Genomic DNA, 19,106 nt, shown 5'->3' with positions numbered 1-19,106 from the left:
ACCGGGCCGCGGCGGGTGTTGGATGGGGAGCAGCGGCTCACAAGGAGGCAGGACGTGTTCACCGGCATTGTCGAGGAGATCGGCGAGATCACCTCGGTCGAGCAGCTGACCAACGCGGCGCGGCTGCGGATCCGCGGCCCGCTGGTCACCAGCGACGCCGGGCACGGCGACTCCATCGCGGTCAGCGGCGTGTGCCTCACGGTCGTCGAGGTGGCCGACGGCGAGTTCACCGTCGACGTCGTCGACGAGACGCTGCGGCGCTCGAGCCTGGCCAAGGTCGCCACCGGCGACCGGGTCAACCTGGAGCGCGCGACCCCGGCGGGCGGGCGGCTCGGCGGGCACATCATGCAGGGCCACGTCGACGGCACGGGCGTGTTCCTCTCCCGCGACGAGAACGGCGTGACGACGTTCTCGCTGCCGGCGCACCTGTCCCGGTACGTGGTCGAGAAGGGGTCGATCGCGGTCGACGGGATCTCGCTCACCGTCGCGGCGGTCACCGCCGACCAGTTCAAGGTGGCGCTGATCCCGACCACGCTCGAGGCGACCACGCTCGGCGGGCGCGAAGCGGGCGACCCGGTCAACCTCGAGGTCGACGTGGTCGCGAAGTACGTGGAGAAGCTGGCCGAAGCGCATATCCGCGATCAGGTGCAGAATCGGGACAGCGGCACGGAGGAGCGGCCATGAGTGAGACTAGTGCGGCAGAGCCCGAAGCGGGCTGGACGCCCTGTGGGACCGGGGCGGTGTTCGACGCCGACGCCATCGAGCGGGCGATCTCGGACATCGCGGCCGGGCGCCCGGTCGTCGTGGTCGACGACGAAGACCGCGAGAACGAGGGCGACCTCATCTTCGCCGCCGAGAAGGCGACGCCGGAGCTGCTGGCCTTCATGGTCCGCTACACCTCGGGGTACGTCTGCGTGGCGCTGACCGAGTCCGAAGCGGACCGGCTGGACCTGCCGCCGATGTACCACACCAACCAGGACGCGCGGGGCACCGCGTACAGCGTCACGGTCGACGCCGCCGACGGCATCACCACCGGCATCTCGGCCGCCGACCGCGCGCACACGATCCGGCTGCTGGCCGACCCGGCGTCGACGGCGAAGGACTTCCGGCGCCCCGGCCACGTCGTGCCGCTGCGCGCCAAGGAGGGCGGCGTGCTGCGCCGCCCCGGGCACACCGAGGCGTCGGTCGACCTGGCCCGGATGGCCGGGCTCGCGCCGGCGGGCGTGCTCTGCGAAATCGTGTCGCAGAAGGACGAAGGCGACATGGCGCGCCGCGACGAGCTCGAGGTGTTCGCCGCCGACCACGACCTCGCGATCATCACCATCGCCGACCTGATCGCCTACCGCCGCCGCACCGAGAAGCAGGTCGAGCGCGTCGCCGAGGCGCGGATCCCACTGGCCGCGGGCACGTTCCGCGCGGTCGGCTACGACTCGCTGCTGGACGGCATCGAGCACGTCGCGTTCGTCTACGGCGAGATCGGCGACGGTCAGGACATCCTGGTGCGCGTGCACTCCGAGTGCCTCACCGGCGACGTCTTCGGCTCGCTGCGCTGCGACTGCGGCCCGCAGCTGGACGCGGCACTGGAAGCGGTGGCCGCCGAAGGCCGCGGCGTCGTGCTCTACATCCGCGGCCACGAAGGCCGCGGCATCGGCCTGCTGCACAAGCTGCAGGCCTACCAGCTGCAGGACGACGGCGCCGACACGGTCGACGCGAACCTGGCGCTGGGCGTCCCGGCCGACGCCCGCGACTACGGCACCGGCGCGCAGATCCTGTGCGACCTCGGCGTCCGCACCATGCGGCTGCTGTCGAACAACCCGGCCAAGCGGATCGGCCTCGAGGGCTACGGCCTGCGCGTCACCGGGCGCGTGCCGCTGCCGATCTCGCCGAACCCGGAGAACCTGCGCTACCTGCGGACCAAGCGCGACCGGATGGGCCACGACCTGGCCCAGCTCGAGCACTACGACCAGGTCGGCGCGGGCACCGAGCACGCGGATGGAGGAGCACAGTGAGCGGCGAAGGCCGTCCTGACGTTTCCCTCGACCTGACCGGCTGCAAGTCCCTCAAGCTCGGCATCGTGGCGACGCGCTGGAACGCGGACATCACCGACGTCCTGCTGGAGCGCGCCCTGGTCGCGGCGCGCGAGGCGGAGCTGGAGGAGGACCCGACCGTGGTCCACGTCGCCGGCGCGGTCGAGCTCCCGGTGGTGGCGCAGGCACTGGCCCGCAACCACGACGCGGTGGTCGCGCTGGGCGTGGTCATCCGCGGCGGCACCCCGCACTTCGAGTACGTGTGCGACGCGGTGACGGCGGGCCTGACCCGGGTGGCGCTCGACGAGAGCACGGCGGTCGGCAACGGCGTCCTGACGTGCGACACGCACGAGCAGGCGGTCGACCGGTCGGGCCGGCCGGGCGCCAAGGAGGACAAGGGCTACGAGGCGACGGTCGCGGCACTGGACACCGCGCACGTGCTGAAGAGCCTGCGCCAGCCGTGGACCGAGCGGGGATTCGTGTGACCGTGAAGACTCTCCTGGTGATCCGCCCGCGGCGCGCGCTGATCGTGTGCAGCGTCCTGGCGGTGGCGCTGCTGGCGGTGTTCGTGGTCGTGGCGGTGCTGCTGCGCAACGGCGACACGGGCGTCCGCTTCCAGCGGTCCGACCAGGCCGCGATGATCGGCATCGGCATCCTGCTCGCGTGCGGCGTGATGCTGTTCGCGATCGCCCGGGTGCGCGCGGACGAAGAGGGCATCGAGGTCCGGAACGTGGTGATGACCCGGCGGTTCGCGTGGAGCGAGGTGCTGTCGGTGAGCTTCCCGGACGGTGCTTCGTGGGCGCGCCTGGAGCTGCCGGACGACGAGTACCACGCGGTGATGGCGGTGCAGGCGGTGGACCGGGACCGGGCGGTGGAAGCGGTGCGGGCACTGCGAAAACTGCACCGCGCGGCCACCGGCGGCTAGCCACTTCTGCCGCGTCAGCCCAGCACCCTCGGCGGCCGGCGGATCGCGTGGTGGATCCGGTCGGCCACCTCTTCCTCGCCGAGCCGCCAGGGCAGGCTGAGCCGGGAGTCTTCCAGGCCGGGGTGGAGGTCTCCGAGCCGAGCCGGTTCCACCTGGTGCAGCACCAGGAACAGGCGCTTGTCGCGCAAGAGCCCGAACTCGCGGTCCGGCCACCTCCGGCCGAAGAAGTCCGGCGTGACCACGATGACGCCGAAGCGCGACGACCTGATCCCGAACCCGATGGTTTCGGCCAGGTCGTCACCGATGGTGAGGCGCCGGTCGTCGATCCAGGTCCGGAGTCCGCGACGCTCCAGCTGCCCGGCCAGCGGCGTGGCGATCTCGGTCTTGTACCTGCTCACGTGACTGATGAACACGTCGTACCGGCCTTCGCTGATCCAGTAAGCCGAGCCGTCGGCGACGAGGACACCGTACTGATCGTCGGGCACGTCGATGCGGAACGCGTCGCAGACCGGGCGATCCTGCGCCAGCGGCAGGTTGGCGAGCTCGATCGCCCGGCACCCGATGGCGCTCAGCCGGGTCAACGTTTCCCGGTCCGCGGTCGGCCGTTTGACCATGCCGATTTCGATGGTCGCCCCGGTCAGCGTCACGCCGGACAGCTCGCAGTTGTAGAAATGCGTGTACCCGCGCAAGGAGGCGCCGGTCAGATCGGCCCCGGTCAGGATCGACCGGCGAATGCGCAGTTCGAAGGCTTCCACGTCCGAAAAGTCGGTCCGGCGCAGGCAGACGCGGTCGAAGTCGCTGCCCTTGATTTCGGCCGCCTTCAGCGAGGCCTCGTCCAGGCGGGTGCCGACGATCCTGGCGCCGTTGAGGCGGGCATGGTCGAGGCAGGCGCCCCGGAGGTCGACGTTCCACAGCTCCGCGCCGTCGAGATCGGCGGCGCTCAGGTCCAAGCCCGGCAGCGCCGAATTGAAGATCTTGATGCCCGTGAGATCCGGGTGCCCGAGAGCGGCCGTCCGGCGGTGGGAATTCCACTCTTCGGCACCGCGAGCGAGATGGCGTACGGTTTCGGCATCGGCCATGCGCCCCAAGTCGGCGGCGTGGCCCCGCCCGTTACGCCCGGCTCAGAGGTCCAGGTCCACCACGATCGGCGCGTGGTCCGAAGGCCCCTTCCCCTTCCGCGCGTTCCGGTCCACATAGGAATCCGTCACCGCGGAAGTGAACGCCTCGTTCCCGTACACCAGGTCGATCCGCATCCCCTTGTTGTTCGGGAAGTTCCCCGCCCGGTAGTCCCAGTACGTGAACGGGTGGTCGTACTTCAACGGCCGCGGGAACACGTCCGACAGCCCCAGCTTCCGCAGGCGTGCCAGTGCTTCGCGTTCCGGGGGAGTCACGTGCGTCGACTCCGCGAACACCGCGATGTCCCACACGTCCGCGTCCGTCGGGGCCACGTTGAAGTCGCCCAGCACCGCGAACGGCCCGGACGAAATCTCCGAAGCCACCAACGAATGCAGCGACGACAGCCACTCCAGCTTGTACGCGTAGTGCGGGTTGTCCGGCTCGCGCCCGTTCGGCACGTACACCGACCACACCCGCACGCCGCCGCAGGTGGCGCCGATCGCCCGCGCCTCCGCGGCGTCTTCGAACCGCGGCTCGCCCGGCAGCCCGCGCACGACGTCGGACAACCCCACGCGCGACACGATCCCGACGCCGTTCCAGCGCCCGAGCCCGTACGCCGCCACCTCGTAGCCCAGTGCCTCGACCTCGGCCAGCGGGAACTTCTCCGTCGTGGTCTTCAGCTCCTGCAGGCACAGCACGTCCGGCGCCGTCTCCTCCAGGAAGCCCAGCACGCGCGGCAGGCGGGGGACGATGGAGTTCACGTTCCACGTGGCGATCCGCATGCCCGCGAGCATCCCACACGCCACCGACGGAACCGGGGCGGCGCCGAAGCGCCGCCCCGGCGACGATCACACGCCCGCGGTCGTCCGGATCCACGAGCGGCTCGCGGCCACGCTCGCGTAGTTGTTCGTGCCGCGCGTGTTCGACCCGCTCTGGTTCTGGACCGTCGACGCGACGCCGACCTGGACCCCGTTGGCCACCTCGGGGCCGCCCGAGTCGCCCTTCCACGCCGAGCCGTCGATGCCGACGCTCTGGATCGCGCGGCCGCCGTAGGCGTCCGTGGACCGGCCGGTCACCTGGACGTTCGCCGTCTTCAGCGACGTCGCCGGCGGGCCGGTCGGGGTGGTGCGGCCCCAGCCGTAGATCTGGTTGGTGCTGCCGGTGGCCGGGTCCGAGCTGCCCAGCGCGATCGGCGCGGTGCTGGTCGACGACGCCAGGTGCAGCAGCGCGATGTCGCCGTTCGGGGACTCGTACTCGTTGTCGACGGCGATCTTCGTGCCCGAGAGCAGCGTGTTGCTGCCGACCCGGACGTACATGCCCGAGCCGTCCTGGTCGAGGCAGTGCACCGCGGTCAGCACCCAGCGCGCCGCGATGACCGTGCCCGAGCAGTTGAAGCCCTGGTAGTCGCGCCCGGGGGTGTTGACGTACACCTGGGCGCCCCACGACACGGTGGGGGCGGTGGAGCCGCCGACGATGTTCGGCTGGACGCCGGCGGAAGCCACGGCGCCACCCGCGAGAGTCAGCGCGACGGCGGCCGCCGAGGCGGCGCCGAGAAGACGGAGAGAGCTCACGGTGGGGATCCTTTCGGACGGGGGCCGGATCGGCCGGTCGGAAAGTAACCACCGCGTCACCCAGGGGGACACCTTCCAAAGTCGGAAGCGGACGAACACCCTACTTCCGGCGGTGCGGCCGGGGGTCTGCGAGAACTGTCGGTGCCGACCCATAGTCTTGACAACGTGGCTGACCCGACCACCTACCGTCCCTCGCCGGGGAGCATCCCGGATGCCCCTGGCGTGTACAAATTCCGTGACGCGACCAAGCGGGTCATCTACGTCGGCAAGGCGAAAAGCCTCCGCAGCAGGCTGAACTCGTACTTCGCCGACCTCTCCGGCCTGCACCCGCGCACGCGCCAGATGGTCACCACGGCCGCGAGCGTCGAGTGGACCGTGGTCACCACCGAGGTCGAGGCGCTCCAGCTCGAGTACAACTGGATCAAGGAGTTCGACCCCCGGTTCAACGTCCGCTACCGCGACGACAAGAGCTACCCGGTGCTCGCGGTGACGCTGAACGAGGAGTTCCCCCGCCTGCACGTCTACCGCGGCGCGCGCAAGAAGGGCGTCCGGTACTTCGGCCCGTACGCGCACGCGTGGGCCATCCGCGAGACGCTCGACCTGCTGCTGCGCGTCTTCCCGGCGCGCACCTGCTCGGCGGGGGTGTTCCGGCGCCACGGCCAGATCGGCCGCCCCTGCCTGCTCGGCTACATCGACAAGTGCTCGGCGCCGTGCGTCGGCCGGGTCTCGGCGGACGAACACCGCGACATCGTCGAGGACTTCTGCGACTTCCTCGCCGGCAAGACCGACGTCATGATCAAGCGGCTCGAGACCGAGATGGCCGCGGCCTCCGAAGAGCTCGAGTTCGAGCGCGCCGCCCGCCTGCGCGACGACCTGGGCGCGCTGCGCCGCGCGATGGAGAAGCAGGCCGTGGTGCTCGGCGACGGCACGGACGCCGACGTCGTCGCGTTCGCCCACGACGAGCTCGAAGCCGCGGTCCAGGTCTTCCACGTGCGCGGCGGCCGGGTCCGGGGCCAGCGCGGCTGGGTGATCGACAAGGCCGAGGAGATGGACGTCCCGGCCCTGGTGGACCACTTCCTCACGCAGTTCTACGGCGACGAGGCCGAGCTCGACGCGCGCGACGACGTCGACGCCGGTCCGGTCGTCCCGCGCGAGGTGCTGGTCCCGGAGCTGCCCGCGGACGCCGACGCGGTCGCGGAGTGGCTGAGCGGGCTGCGCGGCTCGCGGGTGCAGCTGCGGGTGCCGCAGCGCGGTGACAAGAAAGCCCTGGCGGAGACGGTGGAGCGCAACGCGGGGGAGGCGTTCACCCAGCACAAGCTGCGGCGCGCCGGCGACCTGACGGCCCGCTCGGCGGCGCTGACCGAGCTGCAGGAGTTCCTGGCCCTCGACACCGCGCCGCTGCGCATCGAGTGCATCGACATCAGCCACATCCAGGGCAGCGACGTCGTGGCGTCGCTGGTCGTCTTCGAGGACGGGCTGGCGCGCAAGTCCGAGTACCGCCGCTTCGCGCTGCGGGAGGCGGCCACCGAGGGTGACGTTGCCTCGATCGCCGAAGTCGTGCGCCGGCGGTTCCACCGCTACCTCAAGGAAACCGCGGAGGAGTCGAGCAAGCCCGGCCTCGACCCGGAGACCGGGCGGCCGAAGAAGTTCGCCTACCCGCCGAACCTGCTGGTCGTCGACGGTGCGGGCCCGCAGGCCACCGCGGCCGCCGACGTGCTGGCCGAGCTGGGCATCACCGACATCGCCGTGGTGGGGCTGGCGAAGCGGCTCGAAGAGGTGTGGCTGCCCGCCGACCCCGACCCGGTGATCCTGCCGCGGACGTCGGAGGGGCTGTACCTGCTGCAGCGGCTGCGGGACGAGGCCCACCGGTTCGCCATCGCCTACCACCGCGAGAAGCGCTCCAAGCGGCTGGTGACGTCCGAATTGGACAGTGTGCCGGGCTTGGGGCAGGCTCGCCGGACCGCGCTGATCAAGCACTTCGGCTCGGTGAAGAAGCTCAAGCAGGCCAGGGTCGAGGAGATCGAGGCGGTGCCCGGCTTCGGCAGGCGCACCGCGGAGGCCGTGGTCGCCGCGCTGGCCGGGGAGTCCGGTGCGGGCAACGGCACGAAAGCAGGGGAGTAGGGAACACAGTGAGTGCGCAAGAGGAGATCCGCGGGTCCGGCATGGAGGTCGCGGTCGTGTCCGGGCTGTCCGGGGCGGGCCGCAGCACGGCGGCCAAGTGCCTGGAGGACCTGGGCTGGTTCGTCGTCGACAACCTGCCCCCGGAGCTGATCGCGACGATGGTCGAGCTGGGCGCGCAGGCGCGCGGCGCGATCACGAAGGTGGCCGTCGTCATGGACGTGCGCTCGCGCGCGTTCACCGACGACCTCGCCTCGGTCATCAAGGACCTGGACGCGCGGGGCTACAAGCCGCGCGTGCTGTTCCTGGAGGCGACCGACGCGGTGCTGGTGCGCCGCTTCGAAGCCGTCCGCCGCGGCCACCCGATGCAGGGCGACGGCCGGCTCGCCGACGGCATCACGGCGGAGCGGACGCTGCTGGAGCCGCTGCGCGAAGAAGCCGACCTGGTGCTCGACACGTCGTCGCTGTCGGTGCACGACCTGCGCGCCAAGATCGAGGACGCGTTCGGCTCCGAGGCGAGCACCCAGACCCGGGTCACCGTGCTGTCCTTCGGCTACAAGTACGGCCTGCCGATGGACGCCGACCTGGTGATGGACGTCCGGTTCCTGCCGAACCCGTTCTGGATCCCGGAGCTGCGCGAACACACGGGCCTCGACGGCGAGGTCCGCAACTACGTCCTCTCGCAGGAGGGCGCCGAGGAGTTCCTGGACCGCTACCACCAGCTGCTGCGGCTGATCGGCGCCGGCTACAAGCGGGAGGGCAAGCGGTACCTGACGCTGGCCGTCGGCTGCACCGGCGGCAAGCACCGCAGCGTGGCGCTGTCCGTCGAGCTCGCCGAGCGTCTGTCCAAAGAGGACGGTATGGCCGTGAAGGTGGTGCACCGCGACCTTGGTCGTGAATAACGTGCGCGCGGTCGCCCTCGGGGGCGGCCACGGGCTGCACGCCACGTTGTCCGCGGTGCGGCGGGTGACCCCCGACGTCACGGCGATCGTCACCGTGGCCGACGACGGCGGATCGTCCGGCCGGCTGCGGCGCGAACTCGGGCTGCTGCCGCCGGGCGACCTCCGGCAGGCCTTCGCGGCCTTCGCCGCCGAGGACGGCGGCACGCTGTGGGCCGAGGTCTTCCAGCACCGCTTCGGCGGCGACGGCGCACTGGCCGGGCACGCGGTGGGGAACCTGCTGCTGGCCGGCCTCTTCGAGGTGCTCGGCGACCCGGTCGCCGCGCTCGACGAAGCCCGCCGCCTGATGGGCGTCTCGGGCCGGGTGCTGCCGATGTCGCCCGAGCCGCTGGAGATCGAAGGCGAGGTCAGCGGCCTCGACAGCGAGGACCCGTCGGCGCTGCGCCGGATCCGCGGCCAGGTCGCGGTGGCCTCGACCCCGGGGCAGGTGCGGCGGGTCAGCCTGCGCTCCCCGGGCACCTCCGCGCGGCCGCCGGTGGCGTGCGAGGAAGCGGTCGAAGCGGTGCTCGCCGCCGACGTAGTCTTCCTCGGTCCGGGTTCGTGGTTCACGAGCGTTTTACCGCACCTGCTCGTGCCGGGGCTGCACGACGCGCTGGTGCGCACGACCGCCACGAAGGCGATCGTCCTCAACCTTGTCCCCCAGCCGGGGGAAACCGCGGGATTCTCCCCGGAGCGGCACCTGGACGTACTCTCCGAGCACGCCCCCTTGCTGCGGGTCGACGCGGTGATCGCGGACCGCGATTCCGTGCCCGACCCGGCGAATCTCCGGCGCGCGGCGGCCCGGCTGGGCGCGCGGGCCCACCTGGGGGCGGTGGCCGACCCGGAAGTGGCGGGACGGCATGATCCTGATGCGCTCGCGCGGTGCATGCGGGAGGCTCTCGGTCTCGGCAGGGACGGGGAGCACGGGGGAGGAGCGAAAGGCAGGGAGGGGCAGTAATGGCGATGACCGCCGCGGTGAAGGACGAACTGAGCCGGCTGGAGATCACGAAGATCGGGCCGCGCCGGGCGGAGGTCGCGTCGCTGCTTCGCTTCGCCGGCGGGCTGCACATCGTGGCCGGCCGGGTGGTCGTCGAAGCGGAGCTGGACACGGGTTCGGTCGCGCGACGGCTGCGCAAGGAGATCCACGAGCTGTACGGGCACCATTCGGACGTCCACGTCATCACCGCCAGCGGCGGGCTGCGCAAGGGCACCCGCTACGTCGTGCGCGTGGTGAAGGACGGCGAAGGCCTGGCCCGCCAGACCGGGCTGATCGACCAGCGCGGCCGCCCGGTGCGCGGCCTGCCCGCGGCCGTGGTGTCCGGCGGCGTGGCCGACGCGGAAGCGGCGTGGCGGGGCGCGTTCCTCGCGCACGGGTCGCTGACCGAACCGGGCCGTTCGTCGTCGCTCGAGGTCACGTGCCCGGGCCCGGAGGCGGCTCTGGCACTGGTCGGCGCGGCCCGCCGGATGGGCATCCAGGCGAAGTCGCGCGAGGTCCGCGGCGCGGACCGCGTGGTCGTCCGCGACGGCGACGCGATCGGCGCGCTGCTGACCCGCCTGGGCGCGCACACGAGCGTCCTGCAGTGGGAAGAACGCCGGATGCGCCGCGAAGTCCGCGCGACGGCGAACCGCCTGGCCAACTTCGACGACGCGAACCTCCGCCGATCGGCCCGCGCGGCCGTGGCGGCGGCGGCCCGGGTGGAGCGCGCACTGGAGATCCTCGGCGAGACGGCCCCGGACCACCTGCTGGCGGCGGGCAAGCTGCGCCTGTCGAACCGGCAGGCGTCGCTGGAGGAGCTGGGCCAGCTGTCGGACCCGCAGATGACGAAGGACGCGGTCGCCGGGCGTATCCGGCGGCTGCTTGCGATGGCGGACAAGCGGGCGAAGGACCTGAGCATCCCGGACACCGAGTCCGCGGTCACGCCGGAGATGCTGGAGGAAGAAGAGGCCTGACCTCCTGACCGCGCTTGGCCCCAAGCGCCCCAATGTGGCGTTGGGTGCGCTGGACGCACCGAACGCCACATTGGGTGCGCTGGACGCAACCAACGCCACATTGGGGCGCTGCGGGTCAGCTGTCGCCGGCGGGTCGCCAGCAGCTCGCCGGGCGCGTAGTCGTCGCCCCAGGCTTCCAGGCCCAGGTAGGTGAACACCGTGTTCTGCCGACCGGGCGCCGGTCCGGCTCGTATGCGGTGATTCCCTCCGCCAAGCCGTACGCGGTTAACGAGAAGCGCCATCTCGTAACACCGCGGTAGCGCCGGGGAGCCGTGCCCGAAACGCGGCACCTCGAACCTCGGAAGTGATCGAGGGAAGGGGAAAGCATGCGCAACGCACGCCTGCAGGTGTCGCCTGAGGTCGGCACCTGGCTCACCCGGCGCAGCAGCAAGGCGGGGGACCGGACCCTCGCGGAACTCGTCGCGGCCAAGGGACGGACCACTGTTTCCGTCGTCATCCCGGCGCGGAACGAAGAAGCCACCGTCGGCGCGATCGTCGCCGCCATCCGGGACGAGCTCCTGGGCCTGCTCGTCGACGAGATCCTCGTCGTCGACAGCCACTCGACCGACGCCACCGCCGAAGTCGCCGCCGCCGCGGGGGCGGACGTCGTCGCGCAGGACGCCGTCTTCCCCGACCTCGGCGGCCTGCCGGGCAAGGGCGAGGCGCTCTGGAAGGGCGTCGCGGCGACGACCGGCGACCTCGTCGTCTTCGTCGACGGCGACCTGCACGACTTCACCACGGACTACGTGACCGGGCTGCTCGGCCCGCTCCTCGTGGACCCGTCGGTCGCCTACGTCAAGGGCTTCTACCACCGCCCGCTGGGCACCGAGGCCGACGGCGGCGGCCGCGTCACCGAACTCGTCGCGCGGCCGCTGCTCAACATGTTCTGGCCGGAGCTGTCCGGCTTCGTCCAGCCCCTCGCGGGCGAGTACGCGGGCCGCCGCGAGGTGCTGGAGAGCATCCCGTTCGTCGCCAACTACGGCGTCGAGATCGGGCACCTCATCGACCTGCTGGAGCTGCGCGGCCTCGACGCGCTCGCCCAGGTCGACCTCGGCCACCGCGTCCACCGGCACCAGAGCACGCAGGCGCTGGGCCGGATGGCCGGGCAGATCATGCAGACGCTGTTCGACCGCTTGCAGCGCTACGACCGGCTCGTGACCGCCGTCCCGCCGGCCACCATGCTCGCCCAGTTCCAGCGGGGCGCTTCGGACAGCGGGGTGGAGCGCGAGCTGGTGCTGACCGACCTGACGTCGCCGCAGCGCCCGCCGCTGAACAGCCTCGCGCTGCGGCACACGGCGTAGCCCTCAGACGAGCGCGTGTTCGGGCTGCCAGCCGGGCGGCCCGAACACGTAGCCCGCGCGCTCGCGCCAGGTCCGCGCGCCGCGGAGGTCGCGCAGGATCGAGCCGTATTCGTGGAAGCCGACCTTCAGCAGGTTGTACGTCCCGATGTTCGTCGTCAGCCCGTACGTCGGCCGCTTGCCCTCGGGGACGAAGCTGCCGAACAGCCGATCCCAGATGATCAGGATGCCGCCGTAGTTGGCGTCGAGGTATTCGGCGTCGCTGCCGTGGTGGACGCGGTGGTGCGACGGGGTGTTGAAGACGTACTCGAACCAGCGCGGCAGCTTGCCGACCTTCTCGGTGTGCACGAAGAACTGGTAGACGAGGTCGATCGAGAGCCCGGTCAGGATCATCCACGGCGGGATCCCGCACAGCGCCAGCACCGACCAGAACGGCAGCTGGAAGTACGGGGTCCACTTCTGGCGCAGCGCCGTCGAGAAGTTGTAGTGCTCGCTGGAGTGGTGGACCTGGTGCCCGGCCCACAGCAGCCGCACGCGGTGGCTGGCCCGGTGGTAGGCGTAGAACACCAGCTCCTGGCCGAGCAGCATGAGCACCCACGTCCACCAGTCGTGCGGATCCAGCCGCACCGGCGCGAGTTCGAACAGCGCCGCGAAGACGAAGAGCATCACCAGCCGGAACAGCCCGTTGACGCCGACCGCGACGGTGCCCATGAGCATGCTCGTGCGGGTGTCGGCGACGCTGTAGCCGACCACGTTGTCGTCGTGGCCGAGCACGTGCACCGCGACGATCTCGATCGCCACGAACAGCAGGAACACCGGGGTCGCGAACAACACGGGGTCGCGCAGGTGCGCCAGGAACTCGGCCACGTCGCCTCCTTGTATCTGACCATACGGTAACTTACCCAAGGGTCACTTCATGAACGCTAGGCTCTGCGGCGTGACGGAGTCAAGGGCGGTCGGGACCAAGGGGATGCCCCGCGAGGAACGCGAGGCCCAGCTCGTCGTGGCCGGCACCGAGGAGTTCGGCCGGGCGGGGTACGCGGGCGCGTCGATGGTCGAGATCGCGCGCCGCGTCGGGGTCACGAAGCCGTTGCTGTACCAGTACTTCGGCTCGAAGGACGGCCTCTACCTGGCCTGCCTCCACCGCGCGGGCGACCGGCTCACCGAGGGCGTCGCGACGACCATGGCGGGCGGCGGCGAGCCCGAGAAGATGCCGCTCAAGGTGCTGTCCGCGATCTTCACGACGTTCGACCACGACCGCTACGCGTGGCGCCTGCTGCGCGACGCGACGGTGCCGGCGACGGGCGACATCGCCGGCGCGGCCGCGGACTACCGGCGCCGCCTGGACGCCTTCGCGCTGCTGGGCGCGACGGAGCTGATGACTTCGCGCGGCCTGGCCGACCCGGTCGACATCGAGGCCATCGCCCAGGTCTGGACCGGCGTGGTCGACTCGCTGATCAGCTGGTGGATCGACCGCCCGGACGAGGACGCGGCCGCGATGACGTCCCGCTGCGCCCGCATCATGGGCGGCTTGTTCGGCTGGTGACCGCGGGTTCGCATGGTCTTGAATGAGTCATTCAGGACCTCCGGCGTCAGGGCTCCGGCAAAGTCGCGTCGGTGCAGCCCGCAGCGTTGCACCAGCGTCTTGAATGACTCATTCAGGACCTCCGAAGACCTGAATGAGTCATTCAAGACGTCGGGCGAGCGGGTCACCGGCGGCAGAGCGGCCCAGCCGCGTGACTTTGCCGGGACCCCGACCTCCGGCGTCTTGAATGACTCATTCAAGACATCGGCGGAGCCGCCGCCGAGGGGCCGCCGCGACTTCGCCGAGCCCGGGGACGGCGGCCGCGGGGTCCGGCGCGAGCCGCCCGACTCAGGTGACCCCGCCCGGCGCGGGCAGCTTCCGCGCGAAGTCGTGCCAGTACGCGGCGGCCGCGCTGTGGTGCCGGACCACCGCGTCGGGCGCGGGCGGCGCGGGCCAGAACTGCAGCAGATAGCTCTCCGGCCCGGGACCGTCGCCGGCGTCCATGCCCGTCCCGCTGTACCGGACGCGGTAGTCGCCAGGGGGCAGCTCCAGGTCCCACCAGTCCTCGCCGCTCCAGGTCACGAGCCTCGCCGGGCCCGCCACGGGGAACGGCGCCTCGACGACGTCCTCGCCGCCGGCGTCGGGCGGCTCGGTTTCGTGCACCTCGGCGGTGAACCCGACCTCCCCGGTGTGCAAGCCGGTGAGCAGGAACAACGTCCCGGCCACGGCGGCGCCGCACAGCCCGTTGCGCTGACCGGCGAAGCACGCCGAAAGATCGCCTTCGAACGGCTCGCCGCCCGCGCTGTGGACGTAGATCTGTCCATAGTGGACGGGAATCTCGCCGTGGACCACGGTTCGCATGCCGCCCAGCATGGCAGAGGACACCGGCAGTTCCCGTTCGCCGTATTTGTCCGTTATTCTGGGCACAGAGAGTGGCATTCGCAGATTGCCTTCCCGAACGGCGTAGCGAAACCGGCCCCGTTCGCGATTAATCAGGGAAGCCGTCCCGTCGAGAGGTGCCCGATGCCCGAACCCGCCACTCCCGTCCCGGCCGATCCCCGCCTCGCCGCGCGGTTCACCGAGGACCTGCTCGACGGCTGCCGGGTCCTGGCCAAGGACTACGGCTACCGGCCGGCCCAGTTCGAGCGGATGGTGCGCGAGCACGGCGGCGTCGAGGCGGCCCGCCTGTTGCTGCGCGGCGCCGGGACCGCCGGCGGGTTCACCGTGCTCTGGGAGAAGAACCAGCTCGGCCGCAGCTCGGAGGCGACGATGCTCCGCGCGGAGTACTCGGAGCTGTTCACCCCGGACGAGCTCCTGCTCGCCCGGCGGCGGCTGGAGGAACACGGCTTCGACGTCGACGCACACCTGCGCAGCCTCGCTGAACAGGGGTGAGGGCGGCAGGGGTGACCGGCGCCGCTCCGGTCACCCCTGCCGCGGCTTCTAGGCGGCCGCGCTGGACTTGCCGCGCAGCACCACGTTGGCCGTCGACGCGCCCTTGATCGCCGTTTCGATCTGGGCCATCGTCGAGGACGACGACAGGCCGGGGACGGTCGCGGTGTTCAGGGCGTAGAGCGTGAACGCGTACGGGTGGCTGGACCCGCCCGGGCAGGGGCCGAAGAACTTCTGGGCGTTCGCCCCGCTGCCCATCGCCTTCTGCTTGGCCCCGCCCTGGTCCGGCACGCTGTACCCGGCGCCGAGCCCTTCCGGCAGGGCGCGGGCCGACGCCGGGACGTCCCAGATCGCCCAGTGCAGCTTGTTCCCGCCGTTCGCGGTGTCGGCGAACACGACCGCGTAGCCCTTGGCGCCCTCGGCGGCGCCCCACGCGAGCGGCGGCGACGGGTCCTGGCCCGCCGTGCCGTCCCCGGCGCAGGTGTACTTGTCCGGGATGGTGGCGTTGTCGGCGAAAGCGGAGCTCGTCAGCTTGAAGGCGCCCGGGGTGCTGCCGCCCGGGAACTTCAGCCGCACGATGACGTTGTCCAGCACCGACGGCGTGCCGCCGTTCTTGTCGTTGTTGGTCGAGGTGAGCCACAGCCCGCCGTCCGGGGTCTTCGTGACCGAGCGGAGGCGGCCCCAGCGGCCGGAGAACAGCGTGGACACCGTGCCGATGCCCGTGCCCGCCGCGTTGATCTGCGTGGCGAACATCTGCTGGCCGGTGACGCCGGCGATGTAGATCCAGTCGTTGACGATCTCGATCCCGGACGGCCCCGCCTGCGACGTCGGCCAGGTCTTCTTCGGGGCGATGAAGCCGCTGCAGCTGCCCTGCGTGCCTTCGCAGCTCGGCCAGCCGAAGTTGCCGCCCTTCTGGATCAGGTTCAGCTCGTCCTGGCTGCTCTCGCCGAACTCCGCCGCCCACAGCTGGCCGCGCGAATCCCAGGCCAGGCCCTGCGGGTTGCGGTGCCCGTAGCTCCAGACGTACCGCGCGTTGCCGCCGGTGGCGTAGAACGGGTTGTCGCCGGGCGCCGAGCCGTCCGGGTTGAGCCGGAGGATCTTCCCGTTGAGCGAGCTCTTGTTCTGCGCGTTGTCGCTGTTCTTCGCGTCGCCGACGGTGGCGTACAGCTTGCCGTCCGGGCCGAACTTGATCCGCCCGCCGTTGTGGTAGCGGTTCTTGGCGATCCCGGTCAGCACCGGCGTCGACGTCGAGGACAGCGTGGTGCCGTCGTAGGTCATCTTCACGATCCGGTTGTCCCCGGATGCCGTGTGGTACAGGTAGACCGCGTGGTCACTCGACCAGTTCGGCGAGATCGCGACGCCGAGGAGGCCGCCTTCGCCGCTCGTCGTGACCACGCCCGGCACCTTGCCCAGTGTGGTCTTCTGGCCGGACGGCGTGACGAGCACGAGCTCGAACCGGTCCCGCTCGGTCACCAGCGCGTTGCCGTTCGGCAGGAAGGCCACCGACCAGCCGAGGTCGACCTTCGCGATGTCCTTGTCGTACTCCGGGATGCCTCCTGCGCCGCCCGGAGCGGACGTCTTGACGGTGACCGCGTTGCTGGCCGCGGAGCTGTTGCCGTCGGGGTCGCGCGCCTTGACCGTGAAGGTGTATGAGGTGTTCGGGTCGAGCCCGGTGATCGTCGTGCCGAGCGACGTCGTCGTGGCCACCTTCGCGCTGCCCTGGTAGACGTCGTAGCCCGCGATCGTGCCGCTGTCGTCGGTGGAAGCGTTCCACGCCAGGGAAACGCTGTTCGCGGTGACGCCGGTGGAGCGCAGGCTGCCCGGCACGGAGGGCGGGGTGGTGTCGTTGCTCGGCGGCGTGGTGAAGGTGACCACGTTGCTCTGCTGCGACGGGTTGCCGGCGGCGTCGAACGCGCCGACCGAGATGTCGTAGGCCGTGTTCGGCGTCAGGTTGTCCACGGTCGCCGTCGTGGTGTTCCCGTCGACGGTCTTGAGGGTGTTGCCGCCGCGGTTGATCTCGTAGCGGACGACGCCGACGTTGTCGGTCGCGGCGGTCCAGCTGAAGGTCGCCGCGGTGGGCAGGATGTTGCTCGCCTTGAGGTTCGTCGGCGGCGTCGGCGGTTCGGGATCGACCGGCGCGGTGAAGGTATCGGTGAGCTTGTCCGCGTTCGGGCCGCCGTTGGCGGTGGTCGCGGTGGTCCGGACCTTGTTGACGCCGGCGGTCAGCTGCACGGTCGCGGTGGCGGTCTTCCAGGTGGTCCAGGAGCCGGTGCCGGGGAAGTCGACGGTGCCCTTGTCCCCGCCGTCGACGGTGAGCTTCACCGGCCGGTTGTCGGCGGTTCCGTTGGCGTAGCGGAAAGTCAGGGTGTGCGTGCCGGCCTGGGCGGCGTTCACGGCGTACTCGACGTAACTGCCCACGACGTTGTCGAAGTTGACGAACCCGGTGCCGGAGTACCCGGCGTGGTTCGACTCGACGGCGCCTTGGGAGATCACGGCGGTTTCGGACTCGTAGTCGGTGTCCGCGGCGAAAGCGCTTACCGGGCTGAGCGCGGTGAGGCCGAGCGCCGCGACTGCGGTACCGGCCAGTACCACGCGCCACGGTGGACGGGGTGCCACTGGGAGCCTCCTGCGTGGGTCGGGGGACAGGGGGTGACCGGGGCGGAGATGGTTCGGCGGACCACCGGTGGTAAATAGTTAGGAAAGTTTCCTATCTATGGGACAGATCACACACCCTCCGGGTGAGGTGTGTCAATACTCGACACGGTCACTCACCCTTGGTGAAGAAGGGTTTCCCGCTCACCGGTGCGCTTTCGCCCGGCGCGTGTCTTGAATGACTCATTCAGGTCTTCGGAGGTCCTGAATGACTCATTCAAGACCTGTGCCGAGCGGCCGGCACCTCGCGGCCCGGGAGTCAGCTCGCGGCCACCGCGGTCTCGGCCGCCCAGTCCCGCGGCACCAGGAACGAAGCCAGCTCCGCCTCCGCGCTCCCCGGCTCCGGTGGACCGCCGGTTTCCCACCGCGCCAGCGGCGGCAGCGTCAGCAGCACCGTCTCGGCGTCGGCCGCCGGGGTGTGGACGAGGGCGGACTCCACGAACCGGCCGCGGCGGTGCAGCTGCCACTGCCGTTCGCGGTCGCCGTGCGGCCGGTCCTTGCGGCGCCGCACGATCGGCAGGTACGCGGGAGCGAGGGCGGCGATGCCCGTCGCGGTGAACGCGGCCGCGCGCCGCCAGCCGTCCGGGCCCGGTGGGCGCAGGTGGTCGAACGCGATGCCGCCGATGCCGCGCGGCTCGTCGTGGTGGGGGAGCCGGAAGAGGTCGTCGCAGGCGCGTTTCGCCTGGGCGTGGAACGCCGGGTCGAGCGTGTCGCAGCAGGTCTTGAGCGTCCGGTGGAAGTGCGCCGCGTCCTCGGCGAAGCCGTAGCAGGGCAGGAGGTCCACCGTGCCGGCGAACCACCACGACCCCGAGTATTCGCAGTACCGGAACCGGGCGTGGAACGCCGGGACGTACGGGTTGCGCGGGTGGATCGCGACGGTCAGCCCGACGGTCTCGCCGCCCTCGGCGACGACGACGCAGGCCCGCTCGAACACCGCGCCGTTCTCCAGCAGCCGCGCCCGGCCCGATCGGCTGAACCGGGCTTCGCCGTCGAGGCGTTCGAGTTCGGCCACGAGCTCCCGCTGCCCGGCCCGCACCATCGCCTTGACGGCGTCGCGTCTGTCCCCTTCAGGCATGCCCCCACCCCCGGGAGGCAGATTACCAGCGAAACGCGCTCAGCCGGCGATGTCGGCGCGCGCGATCACCTTGGTGATCTTCGCCCGGACGAGGGATTCTTCGGGCACGGCGTTGCGCTTCCCGTACTCCTCGGCGCGCTCAGCGCCCATGTACCGCGCCCCCAGCTTCGTCGCCCACGCCAGCATGTCGTCGAAGTCGTGGGTGAGCCGCGCCTCGGCGGTGAACTGGACGTACGAATACGGCGGCCGCTGGTCGTCGACGGCGAGGGAAATCCGCCCGTCGCGGGCGATGGCCTTCCCCTTCAGCGTCTCGGTGCCGGTCGTGAAGATCAGCTCGTCGCCGTCCGGGCCCTCGTTCAGCAGGAACCACACCGGCGTCACGATCGGGGCGCCGTTGGCCCTGACCAGGCCCAGCATGCCCGTGCGGGTGCCTTCAGAAGCGAACTGCCACCACTCGTCACGGCTCATCTCACGCATGTGAGC

Annotated in this window: 19 protein-coding genes; 11 read left to right on the top strand and 8 right to left on the bottom strand. The window is 71.1% G+C overall.

From position 1 onward, the window contains the following. Positions 1-54 precede the first annotated feature (54 nt). From H4696_RS19215 to H4696_RS19200, 4 genes are read left to right on the top strand one after another with little or no spacing between them, the layout of a single operon-like run. Complete coding sequence (locus H4696_RS19215; RefSeq protein ID WP_086862980.1) at positions 55-684, top strand: riboflavin synthase; 630 nt, start codon at positions 55-57, stop codon at positions 682-684. Beyond that, the gene (locus tag H4696_RS19210; RefSeq protein WP_086862981.1) at positions 681-2,009 is read left to right on the top strand and encodes a bifunctional 3,4-dihydroxy-2-butanone-4-phosphate synthase/GTP cyclohydrolase II; all 1,329 of its coding nucleotides are present in this window, start codon (positions 681-683) and stop codon (positions 2,007-2,009) included. The genes H4696_RS19215 and H4696_RS19210 overlap by 4 nt, the downstream gene beginning before the upstream one ends. Then, a complete protein-coding gene (gene ribH, locus H4696_RS19205) occupies positions 2,006-2,512 on the top strand; it encodes a 6,7-dimethyl-8-ribityllumazine synthase (protein ID WP_086862982.1) in 507 nt (168 codons plus the stop codon). Before H4696_RS19210 ends, ribH begins: the two co-directional genes overlap by 4 nt. After that, complete coding sequence (locus H4696_RS19200) at positions 2,509-2,952, top strand: PH domain-containing protein (protein ID WP_086862983.1); 444 nt, start codon at positions 2,509-2,511, stop codon at positions 2,950-2,952. The genes ribH and H4696_RS19200 overlap by 4 nt, the downstream gene beginning before the upstream one ends. A gap of 14 nt (positions 2,953-2,966) precedes the next feature. Here the strand turns inward: H4696_RS19200 and H4696_RS19195 are convergent, their stop codons facing one another. The 3 genes from H4696_RS19195 to H4696_RS19185 form a co-directional block, all read right to left on the bottom strand. Next, positions 2,967-4,031 carry a toll/interleukin-1 receptor domain-containing protein gene (locus H4696_RS19195; RefSeq protein ID WP_086862984.1) on the bottom strand — a complete coding sequence of 355 codons (1,065 nt, stop codon included), beginning with the start codon at positions 4,029-4,031 and terminating at the stop codon, positions 2,967-2,969. A gap of 42 nt (positions 4,032-4,073) precedes the next feature. Further along, positions 4,074-4,850, bottom strand: coding sequence for an exodeoxyribonuclease III (locus H4696_RS19190; RefSeq protein ID WP_086862993.1), 777 nt, complete (start codon positions 4,848-4,850; stop codon positions 4,074-4,076). A 66-nt stretch (positions 4,851-4,916) separates the two neighbouring features. Next, positions 4,917-5,639 (bottom strand): S1 family peptidase, encoded by a 723-nt coding sequence (locus tag H4696_RS19185; RefSeq protein ID WP_086862985.1) that lies wholly within the window; start codon positions 5,637-5,639, stop codon positions 4,917-4,919. 165 nt (positions 5,640-5,804) lie between these two features. Here H4696_RS19185 and uvrC point away from each other — a divergent pair, with 165 nt between their 5' ends. From uvrC to H4696_RS19160, 5 genes are all read left to right on the top strand, one after another. Continuing rightward, positions 5,805-7,760: an excinuclease ABC subunit UvrC gene (gene uvrC / locus H4696_RS19180; protein ID WP_086862986.1), complete on the top strand. Its 1,956-nt coding sequence runs from the start codon at positions 5,805-5,807 to the stop codon at positions 7,758-7,760. 41 nt (positions 7,761-7,801) lie between these two features. Then, positions 7,802-8,659 carry an RNase adapter RapZ gene (gene rapZ / locus H4696_RS19175; protein ID WP_014466867.1) on the top strand — a complete coding sequence of 286 codons (858 nt, stop codon included), beginning with the start codon at positions 7,802-7,804 and terminating at the stop codon, positions 8,657-8,659. Between the two features lies 1 nt (position 8,660). After that, on the top strand, positions 8,661-9,653 hold the full coding sequence (locus H4696_RS19170; RefSeq protein ID WP_086862987.1) for a gluconeogenesis factor YvcK family protein: 993 nt from the start codon (positions 8,661-8,663) through the stop codon (positions 9,651-9,653). Further along, on the top strand, positions 9,653-10,645 hold the full coding sequence (whiA, locus tag H4696_RS19165; protein WP_086862988.1) for a DNA-binding protein WhiA: 993 nt from the start codon (positions 9,653-9,655) through the stop codon (positions 10,643-10,645). Before H4696_RS19170 ends, whiA begins: the two co-directional genes overlap by 1 nt. A gap of 365 nt (positions 10,646-11,010) precedes the next feature. Then, positions 11,011-11,985, top strand: coding sequence for a glucosyl-3-phosphoglycerate synthase (locus H4696_RS19160; protein ID WP_192782412.1), 975 nt, complete (start codon positions 11,011-11,013; stop codon positions 11,983-11,985). Between the two features lie 3 nt (positions 11,986-11,988). On the opposite strand, the gene H4696_RS19155 is transcribed toward H4696_RS19160, so the two are convergent. Further along, positions 11,989-12,849, bottom strand: a complete 861-nt coding sequence (locus H4696_RS19155) for a sterol desaturase family protein (RefSeq protein WP_086862989.1) — start codon at positions 12,847-12,849, stop codon at positions 11,989-11,991. Between the two features lie 70 nt (positions 12,850-12,919). Here H4696_RS19155 and H4696_RS19150 point away from each other — a divergent pair, with 70 nt between their 5' ends. Continuing rightward, positions 12,920-13,528 carry a TetR/AcrR family transcriptional regulator gene (locus H4696_RS19150; protein WP_249027127.1) on the top strand — a complete coding sequence of 203 codons (609 nt, stop codon included), beginning with the start codon at positions 12,920-12,922 and terminating at the stop codon, positions 13,526-13,528. Positions 13,529-13,855: 327 nt separating this feature from the next. Here H4696_RS19150 and H4696_RS19145 read toward each other — a convergent pair whose 3' ends face one another. Then, a complete protein-coding gene (locus tag H4696_RS19145) occupies positions 13,856-14,368 on the bottom strand; it encodes a hypothetical protein (protein ID WP_225955743.1) in 513 nt (170 codons plus the stop codon). Between the two features lie 162 nt (positions 14,369-14,530). Here H4696_RS19145 and H4696_RS19140 point away from each other — a divergent pair, with 162 nt between their 5' ends. Continuing rightward, positions 14,531-14,899, top strand: a complete 369-nt coding sequence (locus tag H4696_RS19140; RefSeq protein ID WP_086860813.1) for a hypothetical protein — start codon at positions 14,531-14,533, stop codon at positions 14,897-14,899. Between the two features lie 48 nt (positions 14,900-14,947). Here H4696_RS19140 and H4696_RS19135 read toward each other — a convergent pair whose 3' ends face one another. From H4696_RS19135 to H4696_RS19125, 3 genes are all read right to left on the bottom strand, one after another. Further along, the gene (locus tag H4696_RS19135) at positions 14,948-17,512 is read right to left on the bottom strand and encodes a PQQ-dependent sugar dehydrogenase (protein WP_086860815.1); all 2,565 of its coding nucleotides are present in this window, start codon (positions 17,510-17,512) and stop codon (positions 14,948-14,950) included. A gap of 295 nt (positions 17,513-17,807) precedes the next feature. After that, positions 17,808-18,623, bottom strand: coding sequence for a coproporphyrinogen III oxidase (locus H4696_RS19130; RefSeq protein ID WP_086860817.1), 816 nt, complete (start codon positions 18,621-18,623; stop codon positions 17,808-17,810). Between the two features lie 39 nt (positions 18,624-18,662). Continuing rightward, positions 18,663-19,100, bottom strand: a complete 438-nt coding sequence (locus H4696_RS19125; RefSeq protein WP_086860819.1) for a PPOX class F420-dependent oxidoreductase — start codon at positions 19,098-19,100, stop codon at positions 18,663-18,665. Positions 19,101-19,106: the final 6 nt, after the last annotated feature.

Origin of the sequence: Amycolatopsis lexingtonensis (genome assembly GCF_014873755.1) — a bacterium.
Taxonomy (GTDB): Bacteria; Actinomycetota; Actinomycetes; order Mycobacteriales; family Pseudonocardiaceae; genus Amycolatopsis; species Amycolatopsis lexingtonensis.
Note: the sequence above shows the minus strand (reverse complement) of the source record. Positions and strands in the feature narration are given on the sequence as shown.

What these genes read in the sequence shown, in the direction of transcription:
- H4696_RS19130 (WP_086860817.1), bottom strand. Translation starts at nt 18,623, where the DNA reads ATGCCTGAAGGGGACAGACGCGACGCCGTCAAGGCGATGGTGCGGGCC.
- H4696_RS19140 (WP_086860813.1), top strand. Translation starts at nt 14,531, where the DNA reads ATGCCCGAACCCGCCACTCCCGTCCCGGCCGATCCCCGCCTCGCCGCG.
- H4696_RS19125 (WP_086860819.1), bottom strand. Translation starts at nt 19,100, where the DNA reads ATGCGTGAGATGAGCCGTGACGAGTGGTGGCAGTTCGCTTCTGAAGGC.
- H4696_RS19160 (WP_192782412.1), top strand. Translation starts at nt 11,011, where the DNA reads ATGCGCAACGCACGCCTGCAGGTGTCGCCTGAGGTCGGCACCTGGCTC.
- H4696_RS19210 (WP_086862981.1), top strand. Translation starts at nt 681, where the DNA reads ATGAGTGAGACTAGTGCGGCAGAGCCCGAAGCGGGCTGGACGCCCTGT.
- H4696_RS19195 (WP_086862984.1), bottom strand. Translation starts at nt 4,031, where the DNA reads ATGGCCGATGCCGAAACCGTACGCCATCTCGCTCGCGGTGCCGAAGAG.
- whiA (WP_086862988.1), top strand. Translation starts at nt 9,653, where the DNA reads ATGGCGATGACCGCCGCGGTGAAGGACGAACTGAGCCGGCTGGAGATC.
- H4696_RS19145 (WP_225955743.1), bottom strand. Translation starts at nt 14,368, where the DNA reads ATGCGAACCGTGGTCCACGGCGAGATTCCCGTCCACTATGGACAGATC.
- rapZ (WP_014466867.1), top strand. Translation starts at nt 7,802, where the DNA reads ATGGAGGTCGCGGTCGTGTCCGGGCTGTCCGGGGCGGGCCGCAGCACG.
- H4696_RS19190 (WP_086862993.1), bottom strand. Translation starts at nt 4,850, where the DNA reads ATGCGGATCGCCACGTGGAACGTGAACTCCATCGTCCCCCGCCTGCCG.